Annotated in this window: 19 protein-coding genes; 12 read left to right on the top strand and 7 right to left on the bottom strand. The window is 52.1% G+C overall.

Annotation, left to right across the window (positions count from 1 at the left end; all coding sequences use genetic code 11):
* Nucleotides 1–12 precede the first annotated feature (12 nt).
* Together nei and FDW88_RS09035 are read left to right on the top strand one after the other, a co-directional pair.
* Nucleotides 13–804: an endonuclease VIII gene (gene nei, locus FDW88_RS09040; RefSeq protein ID WP_137362417.1), complete on the top strand. Its 792-nt coding sequence runs from the start codon at nt 13–15 to the stop codon at nt 802–804.
* An 86-nt stretch (nt 805–890) separates the two neighbouring features.
* Nucleotides 891–1,307 carry a hypothetical protein gene (locus tag FDW88_RS09035; protein ID WP_137362416.1) on the top strand — a complete coding sequence of 139 codons (417 nt, stop codon included), beginning with the start codon at nt 891–893 and terminating at the stop codon, nt 1,305–1,307.
* 9 nt (nt 1,308–1,316) lie between these two features.
* Here FDW88_RS09035 and FDW88_RS09030 read toward each other — a convergent pair whose 3' ends face one another.
* Complete coding sequence (locus FDW88_RS09030; protein WP_137362415.1) at nt 1,317–2,366, bottom strand: AbrB family transcriptional regulator; 1,050 nt, start codon at nt 2,364–2,366, stop codon at nt 1,317–1,319.
* Between the two features lie 174 nt (nt 2,367–2,540).
* Nucleotides 2,541–3,824, bottom strand: a complete 1,284-nt coding sequence (locus tag FDW88_RS09025) for a citrate synthase (RefSeq protein ID WP_096757844.1) — start codon at nt 3,822–3,824, stop codon at nt 2,541–2,543.
* A 694-nt stretch (nt 3,825–4,518) separates the two neighbouring features.
* On the opposite strand from FDW88_RS09025, the gene sdhC reads away from it, so the two are divergent.
* The 9 genes from sdhC to FDW88_RS08980 all read left to right on the top strand — a co-directional run bounded on the left by sdhC (nt 4,519) and on the right by FDW88_RS08980 (nt 15,434).
* Nucleotides 4,519–4,923 carry a succinate dehydrogenase cytochrome b556 subunit gene (gene sdhC / locus FDW88_RS09020; protein WP_161959010.1) on the top strand — a complete coding sequence of 135 codons (405 nt, stop codon included), beginning with the start codon at nt 4,519–4,521 and terminating at the stop codon, nt 4,921–4,923.
* Complete coding sequence (gene sdhD / locus FDW88_RS09015) at nt 4,917–5,264, top strand: succinate dehydrogenase membrane anchor subunit (RefSeq protein ID WP_115259050.1); 348 nt, start codon at nt 4,917–4,919, stop codon at nt 5,262–5,264. The genes sdhC and sdhD overlap by 7 nt, the downstream gene beginning before the upstream one ends.
* Nucleotides 5,264–7,030 (top strand): succinate dehydrogenase flavoprotein subunit, encoded by a 1,767-nt coding sequence (gene sdhA, locus FDW88_RS09010; RefSeq protein ID WP_115259049.1) that lies wholly within the window; start codon nt 5,264–5,266, stop codon nt 7,028–7,030. Before sdhD ends, sdhA begins: the two co-directional genes overlap by 1 nt.
* A gap of 15 nt (nt 7,031–7,045) precedes the next feature.
* Nucleotides 7,046–7,762, top strand: a complete 717-nt coding sequence (gene sdhB, locus FDW88_RS09005; protein WP_115259048.1) for a succinate dehydrogenase iron-sulfur subunit SdhB — start codon at nt 7,046–7,048, stop codon at nt 7,760–7,762.
* A gap of 385 nt (nt 7,763–8,147) precedes the next feature.
* The gene (gene sucA, locus FDW88_RS09000; RefSeq protein WP_117342253.1) at nt 8,148–10,949 is read left to right on the top strand and encodes a 2-oxoglutarate dehydrogenase E1 component; all 2,802 of its coding nucleotides are present in this window, start codon (nt 8,148–8,150) and stop codon (nt 10,947–10,949) included.
* Nucleotides 10,950–10,963: 14 nt separating this feature from the next.
* Complete coding sequence (gene odhB / locus FDW88_RS08995) at nt 10,964–12,187, top strand: 2-oxoglutarate dehydrogenase complex dihydrolipoyllysine-residue succinyltransferase (RefSeq protein WP_117342254.1); 1,224 nt, start codon at nt 10,964–10,966, stop codon at nt 12,185–12,187.
* 91 nt (nt 12,188–12,278) lie between these two features.
* Entirely contained in the window at nt 12,279–13,445 is a 1,167-nt protein-coding gene (gene sucC, locus FDW88_RS08990) for an ADP-forming succinate--CoA ligase subunit beta (RefSeq protein WP_096757838.1), read from the top strand.
* Nucleotides 13,445–14,314: a succinate--CoA ligase subunit alpha gene (gene sucD, locus FDW88_RS08985; RefSeq protein ID WP_115259045.1), complete on the top strand. Its 870-nt coding sequence runs from the start codon at nt 13,445–13,447 to the stop codon at nt 14,312–14,314. Before sucC ends, sucD begins: the two co-directional genes overlap by 1 nt.
* Before the next feature lie 226 nt (nt 14,315–14,540).
* A complete protein-coding gene (locus FDW88_RS08980) occupies nt 14,541–15,434 on the top strand; it encodes a PocR ligand-binding domain-containing protein (protein ID WP_137362414.1) in 894 nt (297 codons plus the stop codon).
* On the opposite strand, the gene cobA is transcribed toward FDW88_RS08980, so the two are convergent.
* Nucleotides 15,413–16,201, bottom strand: coding sequence for a uroporphyrinogen-III C-methyltransferase (cobA, locus tag FDW88_RS08975; protein ID WP_135912379.1), 789 nt, complete (start codon nt 16,199–16,201; stop codon nt 15,413–15,415). The genes FDW88_RS08980 and cobA overlap by 22 nt on opposite strands.
* 405 nt (nt 16,202–16,606) lie before the next feature.
* Here cobA and FDW88_RS08970 point away from each other — a divergent pair, with 405 nt between their 5' ends.
* The gene (locus FDW88_RS08970; protein ID WP_117342257.1) at nt 16,607–17,509 is read left to right on the top strand and encodes a LysR substrate-binding domain-containing protein; all 903 of its coding nucleotides are present in this window, start codon (nt 16,607–16,609) and stop codon (nt 17,507–17,509) included.
* 42 nt (nt 17,510–17,551) lie between these two features.
* Here FDW88_RS08970 and cobO read toward each other — a convergent pair whose 3' ends face one another.
* The 4 genes from cobO to FDW88_RS08950 all read right to left on the bottom strand — a co-directional run bounded on the left by cobO (nt 17,552) and on the right by FDW88_RS08950 (nt 22,400).
* On the bottom strand, nt 17,552–18,154 hold the full coding sequence (gene cobO, locus FDW88_RS08965) for a cob(I)yrinic acid a,c-diamide adenosyltransferase (RefSeq protein WP_137362413.1): 603 nt from the start codon (nt 18,152–18,154) through the stop codon (nt 17,552–17,554).
* A gap of 9 nt (nt 18,155–18,163) precedes the next feature.
* Complete coding sequence (locus tag FDW88_RS08960; protein ID WP_137362412.1) at nt 18,164–19,816, bottom strand: class I fumarate hydratase; 1,653 nt, start codon at nt 19,814–19,816, stop codon at nt 18,164–18,166.
* A 123-nt stretch (nt 19,817–19,939) separates the two neighbouring features.
* Nucleotides 19,940–20,941 carry a glutaminase A gene (gene glsA, locus FDW88_RS08955; protein WP_137362411.1) on the bottom strand — a complete coding sequence of 334 codons (1,002 nt, stop codon included), beginning with the start codon at nt 20,939–20,941 and terminating at the stop codon, nt 19,940–19,942.
* Nucleotides 20,942–21,095: 154 nt separating this feature from the next.
* Nucleotides 21,096–22,400, bottom strand: coding sequence for a dicarboxylate/amino acid:cation symporter (locus tag FDW88_RS08950; protein WP_137362410.1), 1,305 nt, complete (start codon nt 22,398–22,400; stop codon nt 21,096–21,098).
* Nucleotides 22,401–22,538: the final 138 nt, after the last annotated feature.

Below are 22,538 nucleotides of genomic sequence, written 5' to 3'. Positions count from 1 at the left end.
AAGGACAGTATTATGCCTGAAGGCCCGGAGATCCGCCGCGCGGCGGATACCCTGGAGGCGGCAGTCAAAGGCAAACCGTTGACGGATGTCTGGTTTGCCTTTGAGCAGTTAAAACCGTATCAATCTCAACTGATTGGGCAGCGTATTACCCAGCTCGAAACGCGGGGTAAAGCCTTACTCACCCATTTTTCCAATGGTCTGACGTTATATAGCCATAATCAACTGTACGGCGTCTGGCGGGTAGTGGACACGGGGAATATCCCGGAGACTACCCGCGTGTTGCGCGTCAGGTTGCAAACCGCCGATAAAACTATCCTGCTCTATAGCGCGTCGGATATCAAAATACTGACGCCAGAACAGCTCACTACCCACCCCTTCCTGCAGCGGGTAGGGCCGGACGTGCTGGATCTGCACTTAACACCCGCTGAAGTCAAAACGCGTCTGCTGTCACCGCGTTTTCGCAATCGGCAGTTTTCCGGCCTGCTGCTGGATCAGGCGTTTCTCGCGGGATTGGGTAACTACCTGCGGGTAGAGATCCTCTGGCAGGTTGGGCTGACGGGGCAACATAAAGCGTCGCAGCTGAGCGAACAACAGTTGGACGCGCTGGCGCAGGCGCTGCTCGATATTCCGCGTTTATCCTATAACACTCGTGGACTGGCTGAGGAGAATAAGCATCACGGGGCGCTGTTTCGCTTTAAAGTCTTTCACCGCGACGGTGAAGCCTGCGAGCGATGCGGCGGGATTATTGAAAAAACGATGCTGTCGTCAAGACCATTTTACTGGTGTCCGGGTTGTCAGAAATAACATAACATGACGCGGTCCCGGTGATGCAGAGGGATATGTCGAATAAGGCCACCTGAATCTCTCAAGGTGATGAGCAGGAGTGGAATATGGATGTTAATCGTTTTTTTTGTACCGCCTTACTTATCGCAACAGCCGGTTTCTTTGCCGCGTCGGCCAGTGCTGCTGAATCGGTAACCCCTCAATGTGAGTCCGGGCCGCGGGATATGGAATATATTTATGAACATGGAGCCCAGACTCGTTGTTTTTATCCTGCCATGACGCTGGAAGAAACGTATCAGGCACTGAGAAAAGCACGGTCGGACCGTCAAAACCTGACACCCACGTTGACCCCAGGTAAGGATCGTAAAATAGAAAATCTTGGGGATACGGATCTCGTGGAATATGTCTGGAAAGGCAAAAACAATCTGCATATTACGCAGAATTTTCCGGGTGGTATGACCGAGTTTATGTTTACCGTGGATAAATCCGGAACGACCGTGACGGAGATTGGGCACCCGGATTAACGCCCCGCGTTAAGACGGCGGTTTTCTCGGCGCATGTGCCGAGATAAAGCGGGCGATGGCCGGCCCGGTGAGCAAAATGCTGAACAGCCGCAGGGTTTGCATTGCCATGATCAGCGCCATATCGGCGTGGCTTCCTGCGGCAATCACCGCGACGGAGTCCACTCCGCCTGGGCTGGTCGCCAGATAGGCAGTGAGAAAATCTATCTGCATGTAATGCGCCAGTCCCCAGGCCATAGCGGCGCAAATCGCCATCAGTGAACAAATGGACAACAGGATCTGCGGCAACGGGCGCAGCGCCATAAAAAAGATCTGCTTGTCAAAACCGAGACCAATTTGCCAACCGATGGCCATATAGGCTATCGCCAGCAGCCATTCCGGCAGTTCAATCACCATCACGCCGCCTGCGTTCAGCAGCGCGCCAGCCAGCATCGGCAGCAGCATCACGCCTGAAGGTATACGCAGTAAGCGTCCGGCAGTACCAGCCGCCACGGCCAGCAACAGGGTGCTGAACAAATTGCTGCTCAGCGGCGGAAACCAGACCATTTGCTCGCTGACCGCTTGCGCCCGATCGCCCATTACCAGTCGGGTGACCAGTGCCGCAGCGCCAACCACCAATAGCACGCGCAGATACTGCATAAACGCCACCAGACGGATATCGGCGCCATATTCCTGGGCCATCGCAACCATTGCCGCCGCACCGCCGGGTGAAGATCCCCACGCGCCGGTATTGCCCGGCAGCTTACTGTAGCGAACCAACAGCCAGCCTATTGCGGTGCTGGAGATAAGTGTCGCCAGCAGGATGGCAATCACCACCGGCCAGTGTGCCGCCAGCGTTGTAAAAATGGAGCCGGTGAGATTTTGCGCAATCATACAGCCGAGAATGGCCTGCGCAGCAAGAAAGGTACAGCGAGGTGGATGCAGCGTGATGCCGCGCATACTGAAGATGATGCCGACGATCATCGACCCGAGCAGCAGGGGGCCAGGGAGATGGATAAACAGAAAGAGCAGGGAAAGAAGTAATGACAGCACAAACAATGCGGCCCACTGCAAAACAGGCATCCCATGCTCCTGAGTATCATTAAGTAACACTCAGTAAATCATAGAGAAAGCTGGATGAAAACAACGGGAGTCAAGAAAAAGAAAGAATGTGCCGGGCATAGCAAGATGCGGATTATCCGGCCTACGGAAATAAAAACGTAGGCCGGATAAGCGATAGCGCCATCCGGCAGAGAATTAGCGCTTAATATCAGCCTTAAAGTCGCGCTTGTCGTAGCCGGTGTACAGCTGACGAGGACGGGCGATTTTCATGCCGTCGGTGTGCATTTCGTTCCAGTGAGCAATCCAGCCAACGGTACGCGCCATGGCAAAGATTACGGTGAACATGGAAGACGGAATGCCCATCGCTTTCAGAATGATACCGGAGTAGAAGTCGACGTTCGGGTACAGTTTCTTCTCGATGAAGTACGGGTCGTTCAGCGCGATGTGCTCAAGCTCCATCGCCACTTCCAGCAGATCATCTTTAGTGCCCAGTTCTTTCAGCACTTCATGGCAGGTTTCACGCATCACGGTGGCGCGCGGGTCATAGTTTTTGTAAACACGGTGACCAAAGCCCATCAGGCGGAAAGAGTCATTTTTGTCTTTCGCGCGGCGCACAAATTCTGGAATGTGTTTAACCGAGCTGATTTCTTCCAGCATCTTCAGTGCAGCTTCGTTTGCGCCGCCGTGTGCCGGTCCCCACAGGGAAGCAATACCGGCAGCGATACAGGCAAACGGGTTAGCGCCGGAAGAGCCCGCGGTACGTACGGTAGAGGTTGAGGCGTTCTGTTCGTGGTCGGCGTGCAGGATCAGAATACGGTCCATTGCGCGTTCCAGGATCGGATTCACTTCGTATTTTTCGCACGGCGTGGAGAACATCATGTTCAGGAAGTTACCGGCGTAAGACAGATCATTGCGCGGGTAAACAAACGGCTGGCCGATGGAGTATTTGTAGCACATTGCGGCCATGGTCGGCATTTTGGACAGCAGACGGAAGGCGGCAATTTCACGATGGCGCGGATTATTCACGTCCAGAGAATCGTGGTAGAACGCAGCCAGCGCCCCGGTGACACCGCACATCACGGCCATCGGGTGGGAGTCGCGGCGGAAACCGTGGAACAGACGGGTGATCTGCTCGTGGATCATGGTATGGCGAGTGACCGTGGTTTTGAACTCGTCGTACTCTTCCTGCGTCGGTTTTTCACCGTACAGCAGGATATAACACACTTCCAGATAGTTAGATTCGGTTGCCAACTGGTCAATCGGGAAGCCGCGATGCAGCAAAATACCTTCGTCACCGTCGATGAACGTAATTTTGGATTCGCAGGATGCGGTAGAGGTGAAACCTGGGTCAAAAGTAAACATGCCTTTTGAGCCAAGGCTACGAATATCAATAACGTCCTGACCGAGCGTGCCTTTTAGCACATCCAGTTCGATAGCAATATCACCGTTTAGAGTGAGTTTTGCTTTAGTATCAGCCATTTACGGTCTCCTTAGCGCCTTATTGCTTAAGACTACTCAGGTGAGATCTGTTTCAACTCATCAATTAACCGTTACCACTTTGTTATTCGGCTCGCCGCTCTGCGAAGAGGAGAAAACCAGGGTACAGAGCAATGGGCGCTTGCAGGTAAATCAGTTAACTCATGGTGAATTAGCAACAAATCAACAACTTAGCAATCCGAATTATTAAACCTGTCTACACTAATAACTGTCCTGAATTCATTGGTCAACCTTTCCACACTGTTACATAACTTACTCATCGGTGAAAGAGTGACCCCATAACTTTTACGCATTATATGCTTTTTCTGGTGTCGTTTGTAACAAGTTTGTTTAATGATTGTCAAATCAGATGATTAAAAATTAAAATAATGTTGTTATCGTGACCTATGTCACTGTTCGGGATAAAACCCGACAAACTATATGTAGGTTAATTGTAATGATTTTGTGAACGTCCTATACTGCCGCCAGGTCTCCGGAATACCCTGCAATCCCGAGCCAACCAGCGTTGTAACGTGTCGTTTTAGCAACTGGAAGCAGTGTTTTATATGACGCGTAGTTATAGTAAGGACGCTGTCTGACCCGCACGCAGACCGGAGGAAGGAAATCCCGTCGTCTTTCAGGCAACAGGAGTCTTCATCTTCTGTACCCGAAGTCTAAAGGGAATAATAAGAACAGCATGTGGGCGTTATTCATGATAAGAAATGTGAAAAAACAAAGACCTGTCAATCTGGATCTGCAAACGATTCGGTTCCCAATCACGGCGATAGCGTCCATTCTCCATCGCGTATCTGGAGTGATCACCTTCGTGGCGGTCGGGATACTGTTGTGGTTATTGGGTACCAGCCTTTCCTCCCCTGAAGGTTTCCTCGCGGCGTCTTCCATTATGAATAACTTCTTTGTGGAGTTAATTCTGTGGGGAATTCTGATAGCGCTGGCCTACCACGCCGTCATGGGCATTCGCCATCTGTTGATGGATTTTGGCTACATCGAAGAAACCCTCGAAGCAGGGACGCGTTCTGCCAAAATTTCTTTTGTTATCATTGTCGTGCTTTCACTTCTCGCAGGAGTCCTCGTATGGTAAGCAACGCCTCCGCATTAGGACGCAACGGCGTACATGACTTCATTCTGGTCCGTGCTACCGCTATCGTTCTGACGTTATACATCATCTATATGGTCGGCTTCTTCGCCACCAGTGGCACGCTGACCTGGGAAATCTGGACCGGTTTCTTCTCATCGGCATTCACCAAAGTCTTCACCCTGCTGGCACTGTTTTCTATCTTGATTCATGCCTGGATCGGCATGTGGCAGGTGTTGACCGACTACGTTAAACCACTGGCCGTGCGCCTGATTCTGCAACTGGCGATTGTCGTTGCACTGGTGGTTTACGTCATTTATGGATTCGTTGTGGTGTGGGGTGTGTAATGAAACTGCCAGTCAGAGAATTTGATGCTGTTGTGATTGGTGCCGGTGGCGCAGGTATGCGCGCGGCGCTGCAAATTTCCCAGAGCGGCCAGACCTGTGCGCTGCTCTCCAAAGTGTTCCCAACCCGTTCCCATACCGTTTCCGCGCAGGGTGGCATCACCGTTGCGCTCGGTAATACCCATGAAGATAACTGGGAATGGCACATGTACGACACCGTTAAAGGGTCGGATTACATTGGTGACCAGGACGCGATTGAATATATGTGTAAGACCGGCCCGGAAGCGATTCTGGAACTGGACCATATGGGCCTGCCGTTCTCGCGTCTTGACGATGGCACTATCTATCAACGTCCGTTTGGTGGCCAGTCGAAAAACTTCGGCGGCGAGCAGGCGGCACGTACTGCAGCAGCAGCTGACCGTACCGGTCATGCGCTGTTGCACACGCTGTATCAGCAGAACCTGAAAAACCATACCACCATTTTCTCTGAGTGGTACGCGCTGGATCTGGTGAAAAACGCCGATGGCGCAGTGGTCGGCTGTACCGCCCTGTGTATCGAAACCGGTGAAGTGGTTTACTTCAAAGCCCGCGCCACCGTGCTGGCGACCGGCGGCGCAGGCCGTATTTACCAGTCCACCACCAACGCGCATATCAATACCGGTGACGGCGTTGGCATGGCAATCCGTGCCGGTGTACCGGTGCAGGATATGGAAATGTGGCAGTTCCACCCAACCGGTATCGCCGGGGCAGGGGTTCTGGTCACTGAAGGTTGCCGTGGTGAAGGCGGTTACCTGCTGAACAAACACGGCGAGCGCTTTATGGAGCGTTATGCCCCGAATGCGAAAGACCTGGCGGGTCGTGACGTGGTGGCGCGTTCTATCATGATCGAAATCCGTGAAGGTCGTGGCTGTGACGGTCCATGGGGCCCACACGCCAAGCTGAAACTCGACCATCTGGGTAAAGAGGTTCTTGAGTCCCGTCTGCCGGGCATCCTTGAACTCTCCCGTACCTTTGCTCACGTTGACCCGGTGAAAGAACCTATTCCGGTTATCCCAACCTGCCACTACATGATGGGCGGCGTGCCGACCAAAGTGACCGGCCAGGCGCTGACCGTGAACGAGCAGGGCGAAGACGTAGTGATTCCTGGGCTGTTTGCGGTGGGCGAAATCGCCTGCGTATCGGTTCACGGCGCCAACCGTCTGGGCGGCAACTCGCTGCTGGATCTGGTGGTGTTCGGTCGTGCGGTGGGTCTGCATCTGCAGGAATCTATCGCCGAGCAGGGTGACCTTCGCGATGCAACAGAAGACGAGATTGATGCTTCTCTGGAACGACTGAACCGCTGGAACGGCAACCGTGACGGCGAAGATCCTGTGGTCATCCGTAAAGCGCTGCAGGAATGTATGCAGCATAACTTCTCGGTATTCCGTGAAGGTGACGCGATGGCGAAGGGTCTTGAAGAGCTGAAGGTGATTCGTGAGCGCCTGAAAAATGCCCGTCTGGATGATACCTCCAGCGAGTTCAACACCCAGCGCGTTGAGTGTCTGGAGTTGGATAACCTGATGGAAACTGCTTACGCCACGGCGGTGTCTGCAAACTTCCGTACCGAAAGCCGTGGCGCGCATAGCCGCTTCGACTTCCCGGAACGTGACGATGAAAACTGGCTGTGCCATTCCCTGTACCTGCCAGAATCGGAATCCATGACACGACGTCAGGTCAACATGGAACCGAAACTGCGCCCGGCATTCCCGCCGAAGATTCGTACTTATTAATGCGGAGACAGGACAATGAAACTCGAGTTTTCAGTTTATCGTTATAACCCGGACGTAGACGATGCTCCGCATATGCAGGATTACACCCTGGAAGCGGAAGAAGGTCGCGACATGATGCTGCTGGATGCGTTGATGCAGCTGAAGGAAAAAGACCCGTCACTGTCGTTCCGTCGCTCTTGCCGTGAAGGCGTTTGTGGCTCCGACGGCCTGAACATGAACGGCAAAAATGGTCTGGCCTGTATCACACCTATTTCTGCGCTGAATCAGCCGGGCAAAAAAATTGTCATCCGCCCGTTGCCGGGTTTACCGGTGGTGCGCGATTTGGTGGTAGACATGGGGCAATTCTACGCACAGTATGAGAAGATTAAACCTTACTTGTTGAATAATGGGAAAAATCCACCGGCTCGTGAGCATTTACAAATGCCTGAGCAGCGTGAGAAGCTCGATGGGCTGTATGAATGTATTTTATGTGCATGCTGCTCAACGTCCTGCCCGTCATTCTGGTGGAATCCGGACAAGTTTGTTGGCCCGGCGGGTCTGCTGGCTGCGTATCGCTTCCTGATTGACAGTCGCGATACCGAGACCGACAGTCGCCTGGAAGGTTTAAGTGACGCTTTCAGCGTATTCCGCTGCCATAGCATCATGAACTGCGTCAGTGTATGTCCTAAGGGGCTGAACCCGACGCGCGCTATCGGCCATATTAAGTCGATGCTGCTGAAGCGTAGTGCATAAGTCGTTGTTGCCGGATGGCGACGTAAACGTCTTATCAGGCCTACAGGTACAATCCTGTAGGCCTGATAAGTGAAGCGCCATCAGGCAAATCGTTAATGCAGGAAACCTCTAAAAACTGCCTCTTATCTCTGACAGTTTTTAAAGGTTCCTTCGCGAGCCAAACAAAAAGAGCTCGCAAGTGAACCCCGGCACGCATACGCGTATGCGTGGTAGTATCCACGGCGAAATGCTCGTCATAGTTCAGGTTGCATGTGCGTTGGCTGCACTTGCTCACCCCGGTCACTTACTGGCTGTAAGCTCCCAGGGATTCGCAAGCTTGCCGCCTTCCTGAAACGTGAACTATTTAGAGTATTAAATAAGCAGAAAAGATGCTTAAGGGATCACGATGCAGAACAGCGCTTTGAAAGCCTGGTTGGACTCTTCTTACCTCTCTGGTTCGAACCAGAGTTGGATAGAACAGCTCTATGAAGACTTCTTAACCGACCCTGACTCGGTAGATGCTAACTGGCGTTCGACGTTCCAGCAGTTACCTGGTACCGGAGTCAAACCGGATCAACTCCATTCAAAAACGCGTGATTATTTCCGTCGTCAGGCGTTGGCTACCCCACGTTACTCTTCTTCTATTTCCGACCCTGATGCCAATGTGAAGCAGGTTAAAGTCCTGCAGCTCATCAACGCATACCGTTTCCGCGGCCATCAGCATGCGAATCTCGATCCGCTGGGACTGTGGCAGCAAGAAAACGTGGCCGATCTGGATCCGTCTTTCCACGATCTGACCGAAGCCGATCTTCAGGAAAGCTTTAACGTCGGTTCTTTTGCCGGTGGCAAAGATACGATGAAGCTGGGCGAGTTACTGGAAGCACTGAAGCAAACTTACTGCGGCCCGATTGGCGCCGAGTACATGCACATCACCAGCACCGAAGAGAAACGCTGGCTTCAACAGCGTATCGAATCCGGTCGCGCGGCGTTCAGTGGCGAAGAGAAAAAACGTTTCCTCAGTGAACTGACCGCAGCTGAAGGTCTGGAGCGCTACCTGGGGGCCAAGTTCCCGGGTGCTAAACGCTTCTCGCTGGAAGGCGGCGATGCGTTAATTCCGATGCTCAAAGAGATGATTCGCCATGCCGGCAACAGCGGCACGCGTGAAGTGGTTCTGGGCATGGCGCACCGTGGTCGTTTGAACGTGCTGGTGAACGTGCTGGGTAAACGTCCACAAGAACTGTTCGACGAATTTGCGGGCAAACATAAAGAACACCTCGGTACCGGTGACGTGAAGTACCACATGGGCTTCTCATCGGATATCGAAACCGAAGGCGGTCTCGTTCACCTGGCGCTGGCGTTTAACCCGTCGCACCTGGAAATCGTCAGCCCGGTGGTTATCGGTTCCGTTCGTGCGCGTCTGGACAGACTGGATGAGCCGAGCAGCAATAAAGTTCTGCCGATCACCATTCACGGTGACGCAGCGGTAACCGGGCAGGGCGTGGTTCAGGAAACCCTGAACATGTCGAAAGCGCGCGGCTACGAAGTCGGCGGCACCGTTCGTATCGTTATCAACAACCAGGTCGGATTCACCACCTCTAACCCACTGGATGCGCGTTCCACGCCGTATTGCACCGACATTGGTAAGATGGTGATGGCGCCGATTTTCCACGTCAATGCGGATGACCCGGAAGCGGTCGCTTTCGTGACGCGTCTGGCGCTGGATTTCCGTAATACCTTTAAACGCGATGTGTTCATTGATCTGGTGTGCTACCGCCGTCACGGCCATAACGAAGCCGACGAGCCGAGCGCAACCCAGCCGCTGATGTATCAGAAAATCAAAAAACACCCGACGCCGCGCAAAATCTACGCTGACAAACTGGAAACCGATAAAGTTGTTACGCTGGAAGACGCGACCGAAATGGTCAACCTGTATCGTGATGCGTTAGATGCGGGTGAATGCGTGGTGAAAGAGTGGCGTCCAATGAACATGCACTCCTTCACCTGGTCACCGTACCTTAACCACGATTGGGATGAGAACTACCCGAGCAAGGTTGAAATGAAGCGTTTGCAGGAACTGGCAAAACGCATCAGTACCGTACCTGAAGCGGTTGAAATGCAGTCGCGCGTCGCCAAGATTTACGGTGACCGTCAGTCAATGGCTGCCGGCGAGAAGCTGTTCGACTGGGGTGGCGCTGAGAATCTGGCCTACGCCACGCTGGTAGACGAAGGCATTCCGGTTCGTCTGTCGGGTGAAGACTCTGGTCGCGGGACCTTCTTCCACCGCCATGCGGTGATCCACAACCAGGCGAACGGTTCAACCTACACCCCATTGCAGCACGTGCATAACGGTCAGGGCACGTTCCGCGTATGGGACTCCGTTCTGTCTGAAGAAGCGGTGCTGGCATTTGAATACGGCTACGCCACGGCTGAGCCGCGCACGCTGACCATCTGGGAAGCACAGTTTGGCGACTTCGCCAACGGCGCACAGGTGGTTATCGACCAGTTCATCTCCTCTGGCGAGCAGAAATGGGGCCGCATGTGTGGTCTGGTGATGCTGCTGCCGCACGGCTATGAAGGTCAGGGTCCGGAGCACTCTTCCGCGCGTCTGGAACGTTATCTACAACTCTGCGCCGAGCAGAACATGCAGGTTTGCGTCCCGTCTACCCCGGCTCAGGTGTACCACATGCTGCGTCGTCAGGCGCTGCGCGGTATGCGCCGTCCACTGGTGGTGATGTCACCGAAGTCATTGCTGCGTCATCCGCTGGCGGTGTCCACGCTGGACGAACTGGCTAACGGTGCGTTCCTGCCAGCCATTGGCGAGATTGATGAACTGGATCCGAAAGGCGTGAAGCGCGTTGTAATGTGTTCTGGTAAGGTTTATTACGACCTGCTGGAGCAACGCCGCAAGAATGGTCAGAAAGATGTTGCCATTGTGCGCATCGAACAGCTTTATCCGTTCCCGCATAAAGCGATGCAGGACGTGTTAAAACAGTACGCTCACGTACATGATTTTGTCTGGTGCCAGGAAGAGCCGCTCAACCAGGGCGCATGGTACTGCAGCCAGCACCATTTCCGTGAAGTGATTCCATTTGGGTCTGCTCTGCGTTACGCAGGTCGCCCGGCCTCTGCCTCACCGGCAGTAGGATATATGTCCGTTCACCAGAAGCAGCAACAAGATCTGGTAAATGACGCGCTGAACGTCGATTAAATAAAGGATAAATAATGAGTAGCGTAGATATTCTTGTTCCCGACCTGCCTGAATCTGTGGCTGACGCAACCGTAGCGACCTGGCATAAAAAACCGGGCGATAGCGTTAAGCGCGATGAAGTGCTGGTAGAAATCGAAACTGACAAAGTGGTACTGGAAGTACCGGCATCAGCGGACGGTATTCTTGATGCGGTTCTGGAAGATGAAGGGACAACCGTCACGTCTCGCCAGATCCTCGGTCGCCTGCGTGAAGGTAACAGCGCCGGGAAAGAGACCAGCGCCAAGTCTGAAGAAAAAGATTCTACTCCGGCGCAGCGCCAGCAGGCCTCGCTCTCCGAGCAGAATAACGATGCCCTGAGCCCGGCGATTCGTCGCCTGCTGGGTGAGCATAACCTCGAAGCCAGCGCCATTAATGGTACCGGCGTCGGCGGCCGCATCACTCGTGAAGATGTTGAAAAACATCTGGCTAAAGCTCCGGCAGCGAAAGCGGAAGCCAAAGCACCGGCAGCCGCACCTGCCGCTCAACCTGCACTGGGTGCGCGTGGTGAGAAACGTGTTCCGATGACCCGTCTGCGTAAACGCGTGGCCGAGCGTCTGCTGGAAGCGAAAAACTCCACCGCGATGCTGACGACCTTCAACGAAGTCAACATGAAGCCAATCATGGATCTGCGTAAGCAGTACGGTGATGCGTTTGAAAAACGTCACGGTATCCGTCTGGGCTTTATGTCGTTCTACGTGAAAGCCGTGGTTGAAGCGCTGAAACGCTTCCCGGAAGTCAACGCCTCTATCGATGGCGATGACGTGGTGTATCACAACTACTTTGATGTCAGCATGGCGGTCTCTACGCCGCGCGGCCTGGTGACTCCGGTTCTGCGCAATGTTGACCTGCTGGGTATGGCTGACATCGAGAAAAATATCAAAGAACTGGCAGTGAAAGGTCGCGACGGCAAGTTGACGGTCGAGGATCTGACGGGCGGGAACTTCACTATCACTAACGGTGGTGTGTTCGGTTCCTTGATGTCTACGCCGATCATCAACCCGCCGCAGAGCGCCATCCTGGGTATGCATGCCATCAAAGACAGGCCGATGGCGGTAGACGGCAAGGTTGAAATCCTGCCGATGATGTATCTGGCGCTGTCTTATGACCACCGTCTGATCGATGGTCGTGAGTCAGTGGGCTTCCTGGTGACCATTAAAGAGTTGCTGGAAGATCCAACGCGTCTGCTGTTAGACGTGTAACTATAAAGAGTATCACCTGCCCCGTAGGTCTGCGGCCTTATCAGGCCTACGGGTTATAAGATAACGATTACCTGAAGGATGGACAGAACACATGAACTTACATGAATATCAGGCAAAACAACTTTTTGCCCGCTATGGCTTACCGGCACCGGTGGGTTATGCCTGTACTACTCCGCGTGAAGCCGAAGAAGCTGCCTCTAAAATCGGCGCAGGTCCATGGGTAGTAAAATGTCAGGTTCACGCTGGTGGCCGCGGTAAAGCGGGCGGTGTGAAGGTCGTTAACAGCAAAGAAGACATTCGCGCTTTTGCTGAACACTGGCTGGGTAAACGTCTGGTCACTTACCAGACGGACGCCAATGGCCAACCGGTAAATCAGATTCTGGTTGAAGCTGCGACCGATATTGGTAAAGAACTTTACCTCGGCGCTGTGGTTGACCGTAGCTCCCGTCGCGTGGTCTTTATGGCCTCTACCGAAGGCGGCGTGGAAATCGAAAAAGTCGCGGAAGAAACCCCGCACCTGATCCACAAAGTCGCACTGGATCCGCTGGCGGGCCCAATGCCGTATCAGGGACGTGAGCTGGCATTCAAACTGGGTCTGGAAGGTAAACAGGTTCAGCAGTTCACCAAAATCTTTATGGGTCTGGCGACCATCTTCCTTGAGCGTGACCTGGCGCTGATCGAAATCAACCCGTTGGTTGTCACCAAGCAAGGCGACCTGATTTGCCTCGACGGCAAACTGGGTGCTGACGGCAACGCACTGTTCCGCCAGGCTGACCTGCGCGAAATGCGCGACCAGTCTCAGGAAGATCCGCGTGAAGCGCAGGCAGCACAGTGGGAGCTGAACTACGTTGCGCTGGATGGCAACATCGGTTGCATGGTTAACGGCGCGGGCTTGGCGATGGGCACCATGGACATCGTTAAGCTGCACGGCGGCGAACCGGCTAACTTCCTCGACGTTGGCGGCGGCGCGACCAAAGAGCGCGTGACCGAAGCGTTCAAAATCATCCTTTCTGACGACAATGTTAAAGCCGTTCTGGTTAACATCTTCGGCGGTATCGTACGTTGCGACCTGATCGCTGACGGTATCATCGGCGCGGTAGCGGAAGTGGGCGTTAACGTACCTGTTGTTGTCCGTCTGGAAGGCAACAATGCCGAACTCGGCGCGAAAAAATTGGCTGACAGCGGCCTGAATATTATTGCAGCGAAAAGTCTGACGGATGCAGCTCAGCAGGTTGTTGCCGCAGTGGAGGGGAAATAATGTCCGTTTTAATTAATAAAGATACCAAGGTAATCTGCCAGGGCTTCACCGGCAGCCAGGGGACATTCCACTCAGAACAAGCGATTGCTTACGGTACACAAATGGTCGGTGGCGTTACGCCGGGCAAAGGCGGCACCACCCATCTGGGTCTGCCGGTGTTCAACACCGTACGTGAAGCGGTAGAAGCGACCGGCGCGACTGCGTCAGTTATCTACGTACCGGCACCGTTCTGCAAAGACTCCATTCTGGAAGCTGTCAACGCGGGCATCAAACTGATCATCACCATCACCGAAGGTATTCCGACGCTGGATATGCTGACCGTGAAAGTGGCGCTGGATGAAGCAGGCGTGCGTATGATTGGCCCGAACTGCCCAGGCGTTATCACCCCGGGCGAATGCAAAATCGGTATCATGCCGGGTCACATTCACAAACCGGGCAAAGTGGGCATCGTTTCCCGTTCCGGTACGCTGACCTATGAAGCGGTTAAGCAGACCACTGACTACGGTTTCGGCCAGTCCACCTGTGTGGGCATCGGTGGGGATCCAATCCCTGGTTCTAACTTTATCGACATTCTGAAGCTGTTCCAGGAAGATCCGCAAACCGAAGCGATTGTCATGATCGGTGAGATCGGCGGCAGCGCGGAAGAAGAAGCCGCAGCCTACATTAAAGATCATGTGACCAAACCGGTTGTCGGCTACATCGCTGGCGTGACCGCGCCGAAAGGCAAACGTATGGGCCATGCGGGCGCGATTATCTCTGGTGGTAAAGGGACGGCGGATGAGAAGTTCGCTGCACTGGAAGCCGCTGGTGTGAAAACCGTACGCAGCCTGGCTGATATCGGCGAAGCGCTGAAGACCGTGATTAAGTAATAAGTAAAAAAACAGCCCTGACTATCAATATGGTCAAGGGCTGTTCCCGTTTCGACATGGTTGGCCATCTGATGATGGCCTTTTTTATTTTCTGCAATCCACCATCTTGAAATTTGATCACAATCATCTTCACAAATGAGATTATTTTTTGCGGTCAGCATCATTCTTTCTTTAGACTAAATTCTGCATATTACCGGCTTTAATATCAACATTGCCGGAGGATGGCGTGCCGCTGAAAATTAAGGATGACGACTTACAGTGTTTTTTCTCCATCGCCGATGTTTTTGCCAGAGCGACAGGATTAGCGACGGTAGTGATTGATGTTACAGGCAAGGTGATATCGGATTGCCATAATTTTAACGCATTCTGTACACTCATGCGTACCAATGAACAGTACCGAGCGAGTTGTCAAAAGTGTGATAAGTATTGCGCTTTTGAAGGGTTAAAACAGCTAAAACCAAGAATACTCTGCTGTTATGCAGGATTAAGCCTCTTCTCAATGCCACTCATTAATGAAGGGAATCTTTGCGGTTTTATTATCTGTGGCCAAGTACGAGCCAAATATCAGGAATATAAAACAATAGTTATAGATGAGCAATCACAATGGATGAGCGACCCTGAAATAAAGGCTGCATGGGAACGCGTGATTGTTGTGGATAATAATATATTGACCGCGTCGGCAAACTTACTGAACTTTATTGTTAATAATTATGAACAAAAGGATACGGTAGATGAAATGGTTAATAATCCTAAAGTAAGTACCCCGCAGATTTATTTTACTGAGCTTTCCCGGCATGAAAAGAAACTCATGGAAGCGCTACGTTATATTGATGAGAATTTATATAGTGAGCTATCTCTTGAATCCGTGGCAGCGCATGTTTGTTTGAGCGCTAACTATTTTAGCCGCTTCTTTAAGAAACGTCAGGGAGTGAATTTTAAAACATGGGTGAATCAGAAGAAAATGCAAAAAGCTGGCGAGTTATTGCATGATCCTGTGCATTCAATAGACAGCATTGCCCGGAAACTTCAGTACGCGCAAACCAGTTACTTTTGCCGTGTTTTCCGGGCGGCGCATCAAACGTCACCCCAGTCTTTTCGTCACGCGAGACTTTCGCAGTAGAGGCTTTCCGGTAGCGTGAGGGCTTCAGGAATAAAAGACAGTCTGTCGCTTAGGGTCACAACCTCACCGATAACGATCAGCGCGGGTGGCACGATGTTCGCTTCCTGCGCTTTGTTCAGTAATGACCCCAATGTACAAGTCAGTCGGCGCTGATTCTCCCGCGTAGCAGACATGATAATAGCGGCGGGGGTGTCGGCAGATTTTCCCCCCATGAGCAACTCTTCACAAATAAACGCCAGATTGGCGATCCCCATCACGATAACCAGCGTACCGTTGAGTTTGGCCAGCTGACGCCAGTCCTGCTGCTGATTTCCTTCACGCGTATGACCGGTGACCACGTGAAATCCTGAAGCATAATCGCGATGCGTGACTGGAATACCGGCGCAGGTCAGGCCGCCAATAGTGGAACTGATGCCGGGTACGACTTCAAAAGGTATGCCGATTTCCACGAGATCCTCAACTTCTTCAGCCCCCCGGCCAAACACGTAAGGATCGCCGCCTTTTAAGCGCACGATATGGTGATGGGTTTCAGCATACTGGACCAGCAGCGCGTTGATTTCATCCTGTGGCACACAATGAAAGCCCGGATTTTTGCCGACATTGATGAGCTGGCAATCAGGTGCCGCCCATTCCAAAATTTTAGGATTGACCAGCCTGTCGTAAATAATGACATCGGCCTGCTTAATGCACATCATTGCTTTGAGGGTGAGTAACGATATATCACCGGGACCGGCGCCAACGAGCCAGACCTTTCCGAAAGTTTTCACATTGTGTCCTTTATCACGTCTAACATTAGAATGGCAGAAACTACATCAAGGAATGATTAAAAGCAGTCGTTTGCCGGGTGGTTATAACACTAAATTATCCTAAAATATCGCAGCAATAATATTGATTAAACTCGCATAGTTTTTTCTGCAATAAACAAGATCATTTGAAAAATTATTAAGAACTTATAAGCACTATTTGCCCATGTTTAACCTTATTTAAATTGTGTTTATTGCCCGGCTTGCGTATTATTGGTTAATATTTATCCGCCTCAGTGTGAGTAAATCATGGATTGGATCAATGACATCAATGGACAAAATAAAATATAACTTTCGATGCTTGTCTGGGTGTAATGAAATTTATTTTATAAATTAAACTTATTTTGTACGCTGCATATGGAAGAGGTTATGAGAGGAAAAATACCGAAGACGGAGTTGCTGGTAACTTTTGAAGTGGTTGCGCGTCACGAAAGTTATACCCGGGCAGCAGAAGAGCTTGCGTTGACACAAAGTGCTGTTTTTCGCCAGGTGAATGCGCTGGAGGACTTTCTAAATACAGCGCTATTTAATCATGCCAAAAAGCGAATTTTCTTAAATGCGGCAGGGAAGCATTATTTAACTATCGTCAAGGAAACGCTTAACAAACTGGAACGTGACACCACCACCATAATGACCTGGCAACCGACCGTGCAGGTTATTGAGTTGGCGGTTAATCCTACGTTTAGTACGCACTGGCTGATTCCTAACTTACGTGAGTTCAATAAACTTAACCCTGATATTATCGTTAATATTCACTCTTTGGCGAATATCGGCGATTTTCTCAATCGTGAATACGACGCGGCAATCATGCGGGAAGATTTTTACTCGCCATGGTCTGGGGTGGAGTACCTTTTCGAAGAGGAAATTTTACCCGTATGCAGCAGATGCCTGCTGAACGAAGCCGATCGCAAGCTGGCGGTAACCGATCTGCTGAATGAGTTTCCTCTGTTGCACCAAAGTACGCGTATCAAAGGCTGGCAGGAATGGTTTGCGTTGTCTGATGTCAGCAGTCCGTTAGTCAATAAAGGTCCGCGCTTTGATTTGCTCTCGATGCTGATCGCGGCGGTACGCTCGAATTTGGGCGTCGCGTTGTTACCCCGATTTGCTATTCAGCACGATCTGGACTGCGGTGATATGGTGATTCCCTGCGATGTCCCGATGCGTACCGGCAACCGGTTCATTATGACGTGGCGTGAAGAGAAGGCGGAATCTCCGCATTTACAGACTTTCCGTAACTGGTTACTCGGTAAATCTGTGGTGTCAGTGACGTGATGACAACGCCGGCCTACAATATTGTAGGCCGGCGTGTTTTTCCTACCAGTCAATCCCAACTTGTGCCTGAATACCGCTATCAAACGCGTGCTTGACCGGACGCATCTCACTGACCGTATCGGCAAGTTCCAGTAAAAGCGTGTGGCATCCGCGGCCCGTGACAATTACGCTCTGTTCGGCTGGACGATTCTCGATGGCAGCGATCACTTCCTGAGTATCCAGATAGTGATACGCCAACATATACGTCAGTTCATCCAGTACGACCAGATCGTAGTGCGCATCGGCGAGCATGCGCTTACTTTCCTGCCAGACCACCGTTGCTGCCGCAATGTCCGCTTCCTTGTTCTGGGTTTCCCAGGTGAAGCCGGTGCCCATAATATGGAATTCAACGCCGAGCGGTTGTAACGTGTTGTATTCGCCATTATCCCACTGGCCTTTAATAAACTGCGCGACGCCAACGGTTTTTCCATGGCCGACCGCGCGCGTCGCGGTACCAAAGGCGGCAGTGGATTTTCCTTTACCGTTGCCGGTGAAGACAATCAAAATCCCTTTCTTTTCCGTTGCCGCCGCCACGCGGGTATCAACCTGATCTTTCAGTTTCTGCTGACGCTGGCGGTGCCTGTCGTCATTGGCTCGCACTTCCATTGTTGCTCCTTAATGTCCTGCAGGGCAGGTTGTGCAGCGATGCTGCTGCTCAAACTGACTAAAGAAGTTGTTGCCTTTGTCATCCACTAATACAAAGGCGGGCATATTTTTCACTTCCATCATCCACACCGCTTCCATACCCAGTTCAGGATATTCAAGACAATGCAGGCTCTTCACATACTGCTGGGCCAGCAGCGCCGCTGCGCCGCCGATGCTGCCAAGGTTAAATCCACCATGCTTCTGACAAGCATCGGTCACCTGCTTGCTGCGATTGCCTTTTGACAACATGATCAAACTGCCGCCTGCTGCCTGGAAAGCATCGACATAACCGTCCATGCGCCCGCCGGTAGTGGGGCCCATTGAACCGCAGGCCAGATTGTTAGGCGTTTTGGCGGGACCGGCGTAATACACAATGTGATTTTTCATGTATTCCGGCATCGGTTCGCCGTTATCCAGACGTTCTTTGATCTTGGCATGGGCGATATCGCGGGCAACGACAATTGGGCCGCTGAGTGACAGTCGGGTGCCAATCGGCAGTGCGGACAGATCCTGCATGATCTCGCGCAGCGGACGATCCAGATTCAGTTGTACGGTCTGACCGCTGTTTTCTACGCGCTGAGAATCGGGAATAAATTTTCCCGGATTATGTTCAAGTTTCTCCAGCCAAATACCGTGCTTATTAATTTTGGCTTTAATATTGCGGTCTGCAGAGCAGGAGAGGGCCATGGCGATAGGGCAGGAGCCACCGTGGCGTGGCAGGCGAATGACGCGAATGTCGTGCGCGAAGTATTTACCGCCAAACTGTGCGCCAATACCAAACTCGCGGCTGGCATTGAGCAACGCCGCCTCCAGTGCGGTATCGCGGAACGCCTGACCCAGTTCGTTGCCACTGGTTGGCAGGTTATCGTAATATTTTGTTGAAGCCAGCTTAGCCACTTTCAGCGATTGATCGGCAGAGAGCCCGCCCACGACGAACGCAATGTGATACGGCGGACAGGCAGCGGTGCCCAGTGATTTCATTTTCTCGATCAGGAAGGCGGTGAGTTTTTCTGGCTGCAGAATGGACTTGGTTTCTTGATACAGCGCCGCTTTGTTGGCCGAGCCGCCGCCTTTATTGACGAACAGGAAGCGGTATTCGTTACCCGGAGTTGCACTGATGTCGATTTGCGCAGGCAGGTTCGTTTGGGTATTGACCTCGGTGTACATATCCAACGGGGCATTTTGCGAATAGCGCAGGTTATTTTCCGTGAAGGTGGTATACACGCCTTTGCTTAATGCTTCCGCGTCATCGCCGCCGGTCCAGACCTGCTGTCCTTTGCTGGCAACAATCGTTGCGGTGCCGGTATCCTGGCAGTTGGGCAGTACGCCTTTGGCGGAAACTTCCGCATTGCGCAGCAGTTGAAGTGCGACATATTTATCGTTACTGCTGGCCTGCGGGTCGTGCAAAATGCTGGCTACTTGCTTCAAATGTCCGGCGCGCAGGAAAAAGGACGCTTCATAAAATGCCTGCTGTGCCAACAAGGTTAACGCCTCAGGCGCCACCTTGATCACTTCCTCTCCGTCTAACTCAGTTACCGTAACGTATTGGTTAGTGAGTAATTCATATTCTGTATTATCTTTACTCTGAACAAAGAGTTCCTGCCAGACAAATGGTTTAGACATTTTTACTTCTCACCTTTAGGTTTTTAGGTAACGTCGGTTCCGGCCAACAAAAAAGCAAACTTTGCTGGCCGGAGAAGTTTTAGCGAGGAGGCCGGATACGCGTTAGCGCTATCCGGCACGGGCTTATTTCGCTAAAAAGACGTTGGCTTTTGTCGCTTCGGCGACATATTCGATAGTTTTCTGGGCACGAACGCTGTTACCGGCTTCATCCAGCGGCGGAGAATAAACAGCTATCGCATATTCACCCGGGACAACAGCAACCATTCCGCCGCCAACGCCGCTTTTCGCCGGCAGGCCGACGGTATACAGCCACTTGCCACTGCCGTCGTACAACCCGGCAATCGCCATTTCAGCCAATACTTGCGGCACATATTTTTCGTTCAACAGTTGCTTGCCGTTAAACGGAGACTTTCCTTTGTTGGCGAGGACAGCACCCATTTTGGCCAGTTGCTCAACGGTGATATCGACTGAGCATTGACGGGTATAAATTTCAACGGCTTCGTCGGTGTTGCCATAGAAGCTGTTGTAGGATTCCATCAGCTTCGCCAGCGCCTGGTTGTGCTGGTTGGTATCCATTTCAGATTTGAACACCGGTTCGTTCACGGTCAGTTTGGCATCTGCCCAGACGTTCAGGTTATCGAGGATTTTGTTCCAGCGATCGGTTTTGTCTTTGGCTTCAATCAGGCTAACGGTGCTCATTGCGCCGGCGTTAACCAGCGGGTTTTCCGGTGCGCCTTTGGTCAGTTCAACGGCTAAGCCTGAGTTGAATGGCATGCCGGTGGCATTGGCGCCGAGTTTATCCAGAACCACCTGTGGGCCATGCTGCTCCATAGCCAATGCCATGGTGAAAACTTTGCTCAGGGATTCCATCGGGAAGGGTTTGTTGACATCGCCAACCTGGTAGATTTTGCCGTCAACGGTGGCAATGGTGATGGCAAAATTTTTCGGGCTATAGGTCGCCAGAGCAGGGATATAGTCGGCGACTTTTCCGTCATTGTTACTTTTAAATTTCTGGTGTGCCTGTTCGATCAATTTGGCGTAATCCGGCGTGGTTTGCGCGAACGTGGTTGCGCTAAACAAGACGCTGAAAGAAAAGAGACTTACGCCGAGAAGTGTTTTATTCATTGTGTTTTCCTGGTGGTGTTGTGAAAAAAGATCCGTAGACCGGAAAAACCTTATCGACCTGGTAAGACGCTTCGCGTCGCCATCAGGTGTGGCTCTCTTGTCGGATAGCGGCGTAAACGCCTTACCCGGTCTACAGATCGCAGTTATCAAATGATTAAGACAAAGCAACTTCCGTTTCAGTAACCGGACGATCCTGTTCCGGGGTTTTCACTGGTGCAGTTCCGCGACAACCCTGGCCGTAGTGTTCACCTTCCCAACGACCCACGATGGCAGCACCCATGGCATTACTCATTACGTTAGTGGCAGAACGACCCATATCGAGGAACGGATCGACGCCCATCAGCAGGATCAGACCGGCTTCCGGAATGTTGAATTGGTTCAGCGTAGCGGCGATAACTACCATGGACGCACGCGGTACACCCGCCATCCCTTTAGAGGTCAGCATCAGGATCAACAGCATGGTGATTTGCTCACCCATGCTCAGTTCGATGTTGCACGCCTGGGCAATAAAGACGGTGGCAAAGGAGCAGTAGGCCATGGAGCCGACCAGGTTAAACGAGTAACCGATAGGCAGTACGAAGCTGGCAATTTTGGAAGAGACGCCAAACTTCTCCAGTTTATCCAGCGTGCCTGGGAAGGCCGCTTCAGAACTGGAGGTGGTAAAGGCCAGCAGAGCCGGTTCGAGAATGGATTTGGTCAGACGGCTGATGCAAGGACCAATCAGCAGCGTTGACAGACCAATCAGGATGGCCCACAGCATACCCAGCGTCAGGTAGAACTCACCCATGAAGATCCCGGCGCTCACCATCACACCCAGACCACGTTCGGCAATCAGACCGGAAATCGCAGCAAAAACGGTCAGCGGTGCGAACAGCATGACGTAGCCAGTCAGCTTCAGCATCACGTGTACCAGCGAGTCCAGTACCTTCACGATAGGATCGGCTTTTTCGCCAATGGCGGCCAAGCTGCAACCGAGGAAAATTGAGAACACCACGATCTGCAGGATTTCGTTACGTGCCATCGCGTCAACGATACTGGTCGGTACCGCGTGCGAGATAAATACTTTCAGCGTGAACGGCTCTGACTTAACGGCTGCGACAGCACCGACGTCATGCGGAACAAAGTTGATGCCCGCACCTGGCTGGAAGATGTTAACGATAACCAGACCCAGCGCAATTGACACCAGAGAGGCGCAAATAAACAGGAAAAAGGTTTTAGAAAATATACGTCCCAGCGTTTTGGCATCGCCCATTTTGGCAATACCAACAACCAGTGTGGAGATAACCAATGGCGCGATAATCATTTTCACCATACGTAAGAATATAGTGGTGAAAATAGAAATATCCGCTGCATAAGATTTTGCTGTTTCAGCCGCAGCCATATTATTTATGGCCACCCCGGCAATCATGCCGAGTATCAGGCCTAATATGATCATCTTCGTTAAACTAATTTTCTTCATGTGTACTCCATCGGATAAAGGCTGGTAATGAAAATTGTGTAGGGTGGCGGGCACCTGAGCTGGAACAGTAGCTCAGGCGCACGCCTGTTGTGACCAACCGCATGAATACTTCGAAGCACTGTGATACTGCTGAATTCT

The organism is Citrobacter sp. wls829, from assembly GCF_005280825.1.
In the GTDB taxonomy this organism is placed as follows: domain Bacteria; phylum Pseudomonadota; class Gammaproteobacteria; order Enterobacterales; family Enterobacteriaceae; genus Citrobacter; species Citrobacter gillenii.
This window is presented reverse-complemented; position numbering and strand designations above follow the sequence as displayed.

Bases quoted from the DNA above. Each gene is read 5' to 3' on its own strand.
- nei (WP_137362417.1), top strand. From the start codon at position 13: ATGCCTGAAGGCCCGGAGATCCGCCGCGCGGCGGATACCCTGGAGGCG.
- FDW88_RS09035 (WP_137362416.1), top strand. From the start codon at position 891: ATGGATGTTAATCGTTTTTTTTGTACCGCCTTACTTATCGCAACAGCC.
- FDW88_RS09030 (WP_137362415.1), bottom strand. From the start codon at position 2,366: ATGCCTGTTTTGCAGTGGGCCGCATTGTTTGTGCTGTCATTACTTCTT.
- FDW88_RS09025 (WP_096757844.1), bottom strand. From the start codon at position 3,824: ATGGCTGATACTAAAGCAAAACTCACTCTAAACGGTGATATTGCTATC.
- sdhC (WP_161959010.1), top strand. From the start codon at position 4,519: ATGTGGGCGTTATTCATGATAAGAAATGTGAAAAAACAAAGACCTGTC.
- sdhD (WP_115259050.1), top strand. From the start codon at position 4,917: ATGGTAAGCAACGCCTCCGCATTAGGACGCAACGGCGTACATGACTTC.
- sdhA (WP_115259049.1), top strand. From the start codon at position 5,264: ATGAAACTGCCAGTCAGAGAATTTGATGCTGTTGTGATTGGTGCCGGT.
- sdhB (WP_115259048.1), top strand. From the start codon at position 7,046: ATGAAACTCGAGTTTTCAGTTTATCGTTATAACCCGGACGTAGACGAT.
- sucA (WP_117342253.1), top strand. From the start codon at position 8,148: ATGCAGAACAGCGCTTTGAAAGCCTGGTTGGACTCTTCTTACCTCTCT.
- odhB (WP_117342254.1), top strand. From the start codon at position 10,964: ATGAGTAGCGTAGATATTCTTGTTCCCGACCTGCCTGAATCTGTGGCT.
- sucC (WP_096757838.1), top strand. From the start codon at position 12,279: ATGAACTTACATGAATATCAGGCAAAACAACTTTTTGCCCGCTATGGC.
- sucD (WP_115259045.1), top strand. From the start codon at position 13,445: ATGTCCGTTTTAATTAATAAAGATACCAAGGTAATCTGCCAGGGCTTC.
- FDW88_RS08970 (WP_117342257.1), top strand. From the start codon at position 16,607: ATGAGAGGAAAAATACCGAAGACGGAGTTGCTGGTAACTTTTGAAGTG.
- cobO (WP_137362413.1), bottom strand. From the start codon at position 18,154: ATGGAAGTGCGAGCCAATGACGACAGGCACCGCCAGCGTCAGCAGAAA.
- FDW88_RS08960 (WP_137362412.1), bottom strand. From the start codon at position 19,816: ATGTCTAAACCATTTGTCTGGCAGGAACTCTTTGTTCAGAGTAAAGAT.
- glsA (WP_137362411.1), bottom strand. From the start codon at position 20,941: ATGAATAAAACACTTCTCGGCGTAAGTCTCTTTTCTTTCAGCGTCTTG.
- FDW88_RS08950 (WP_137362410.1), bottom strand. From the start codon at position 22,400: ATGAAGAAAATTAGTTTAACGAAGATGATCATATTAGGCCTGATACTC.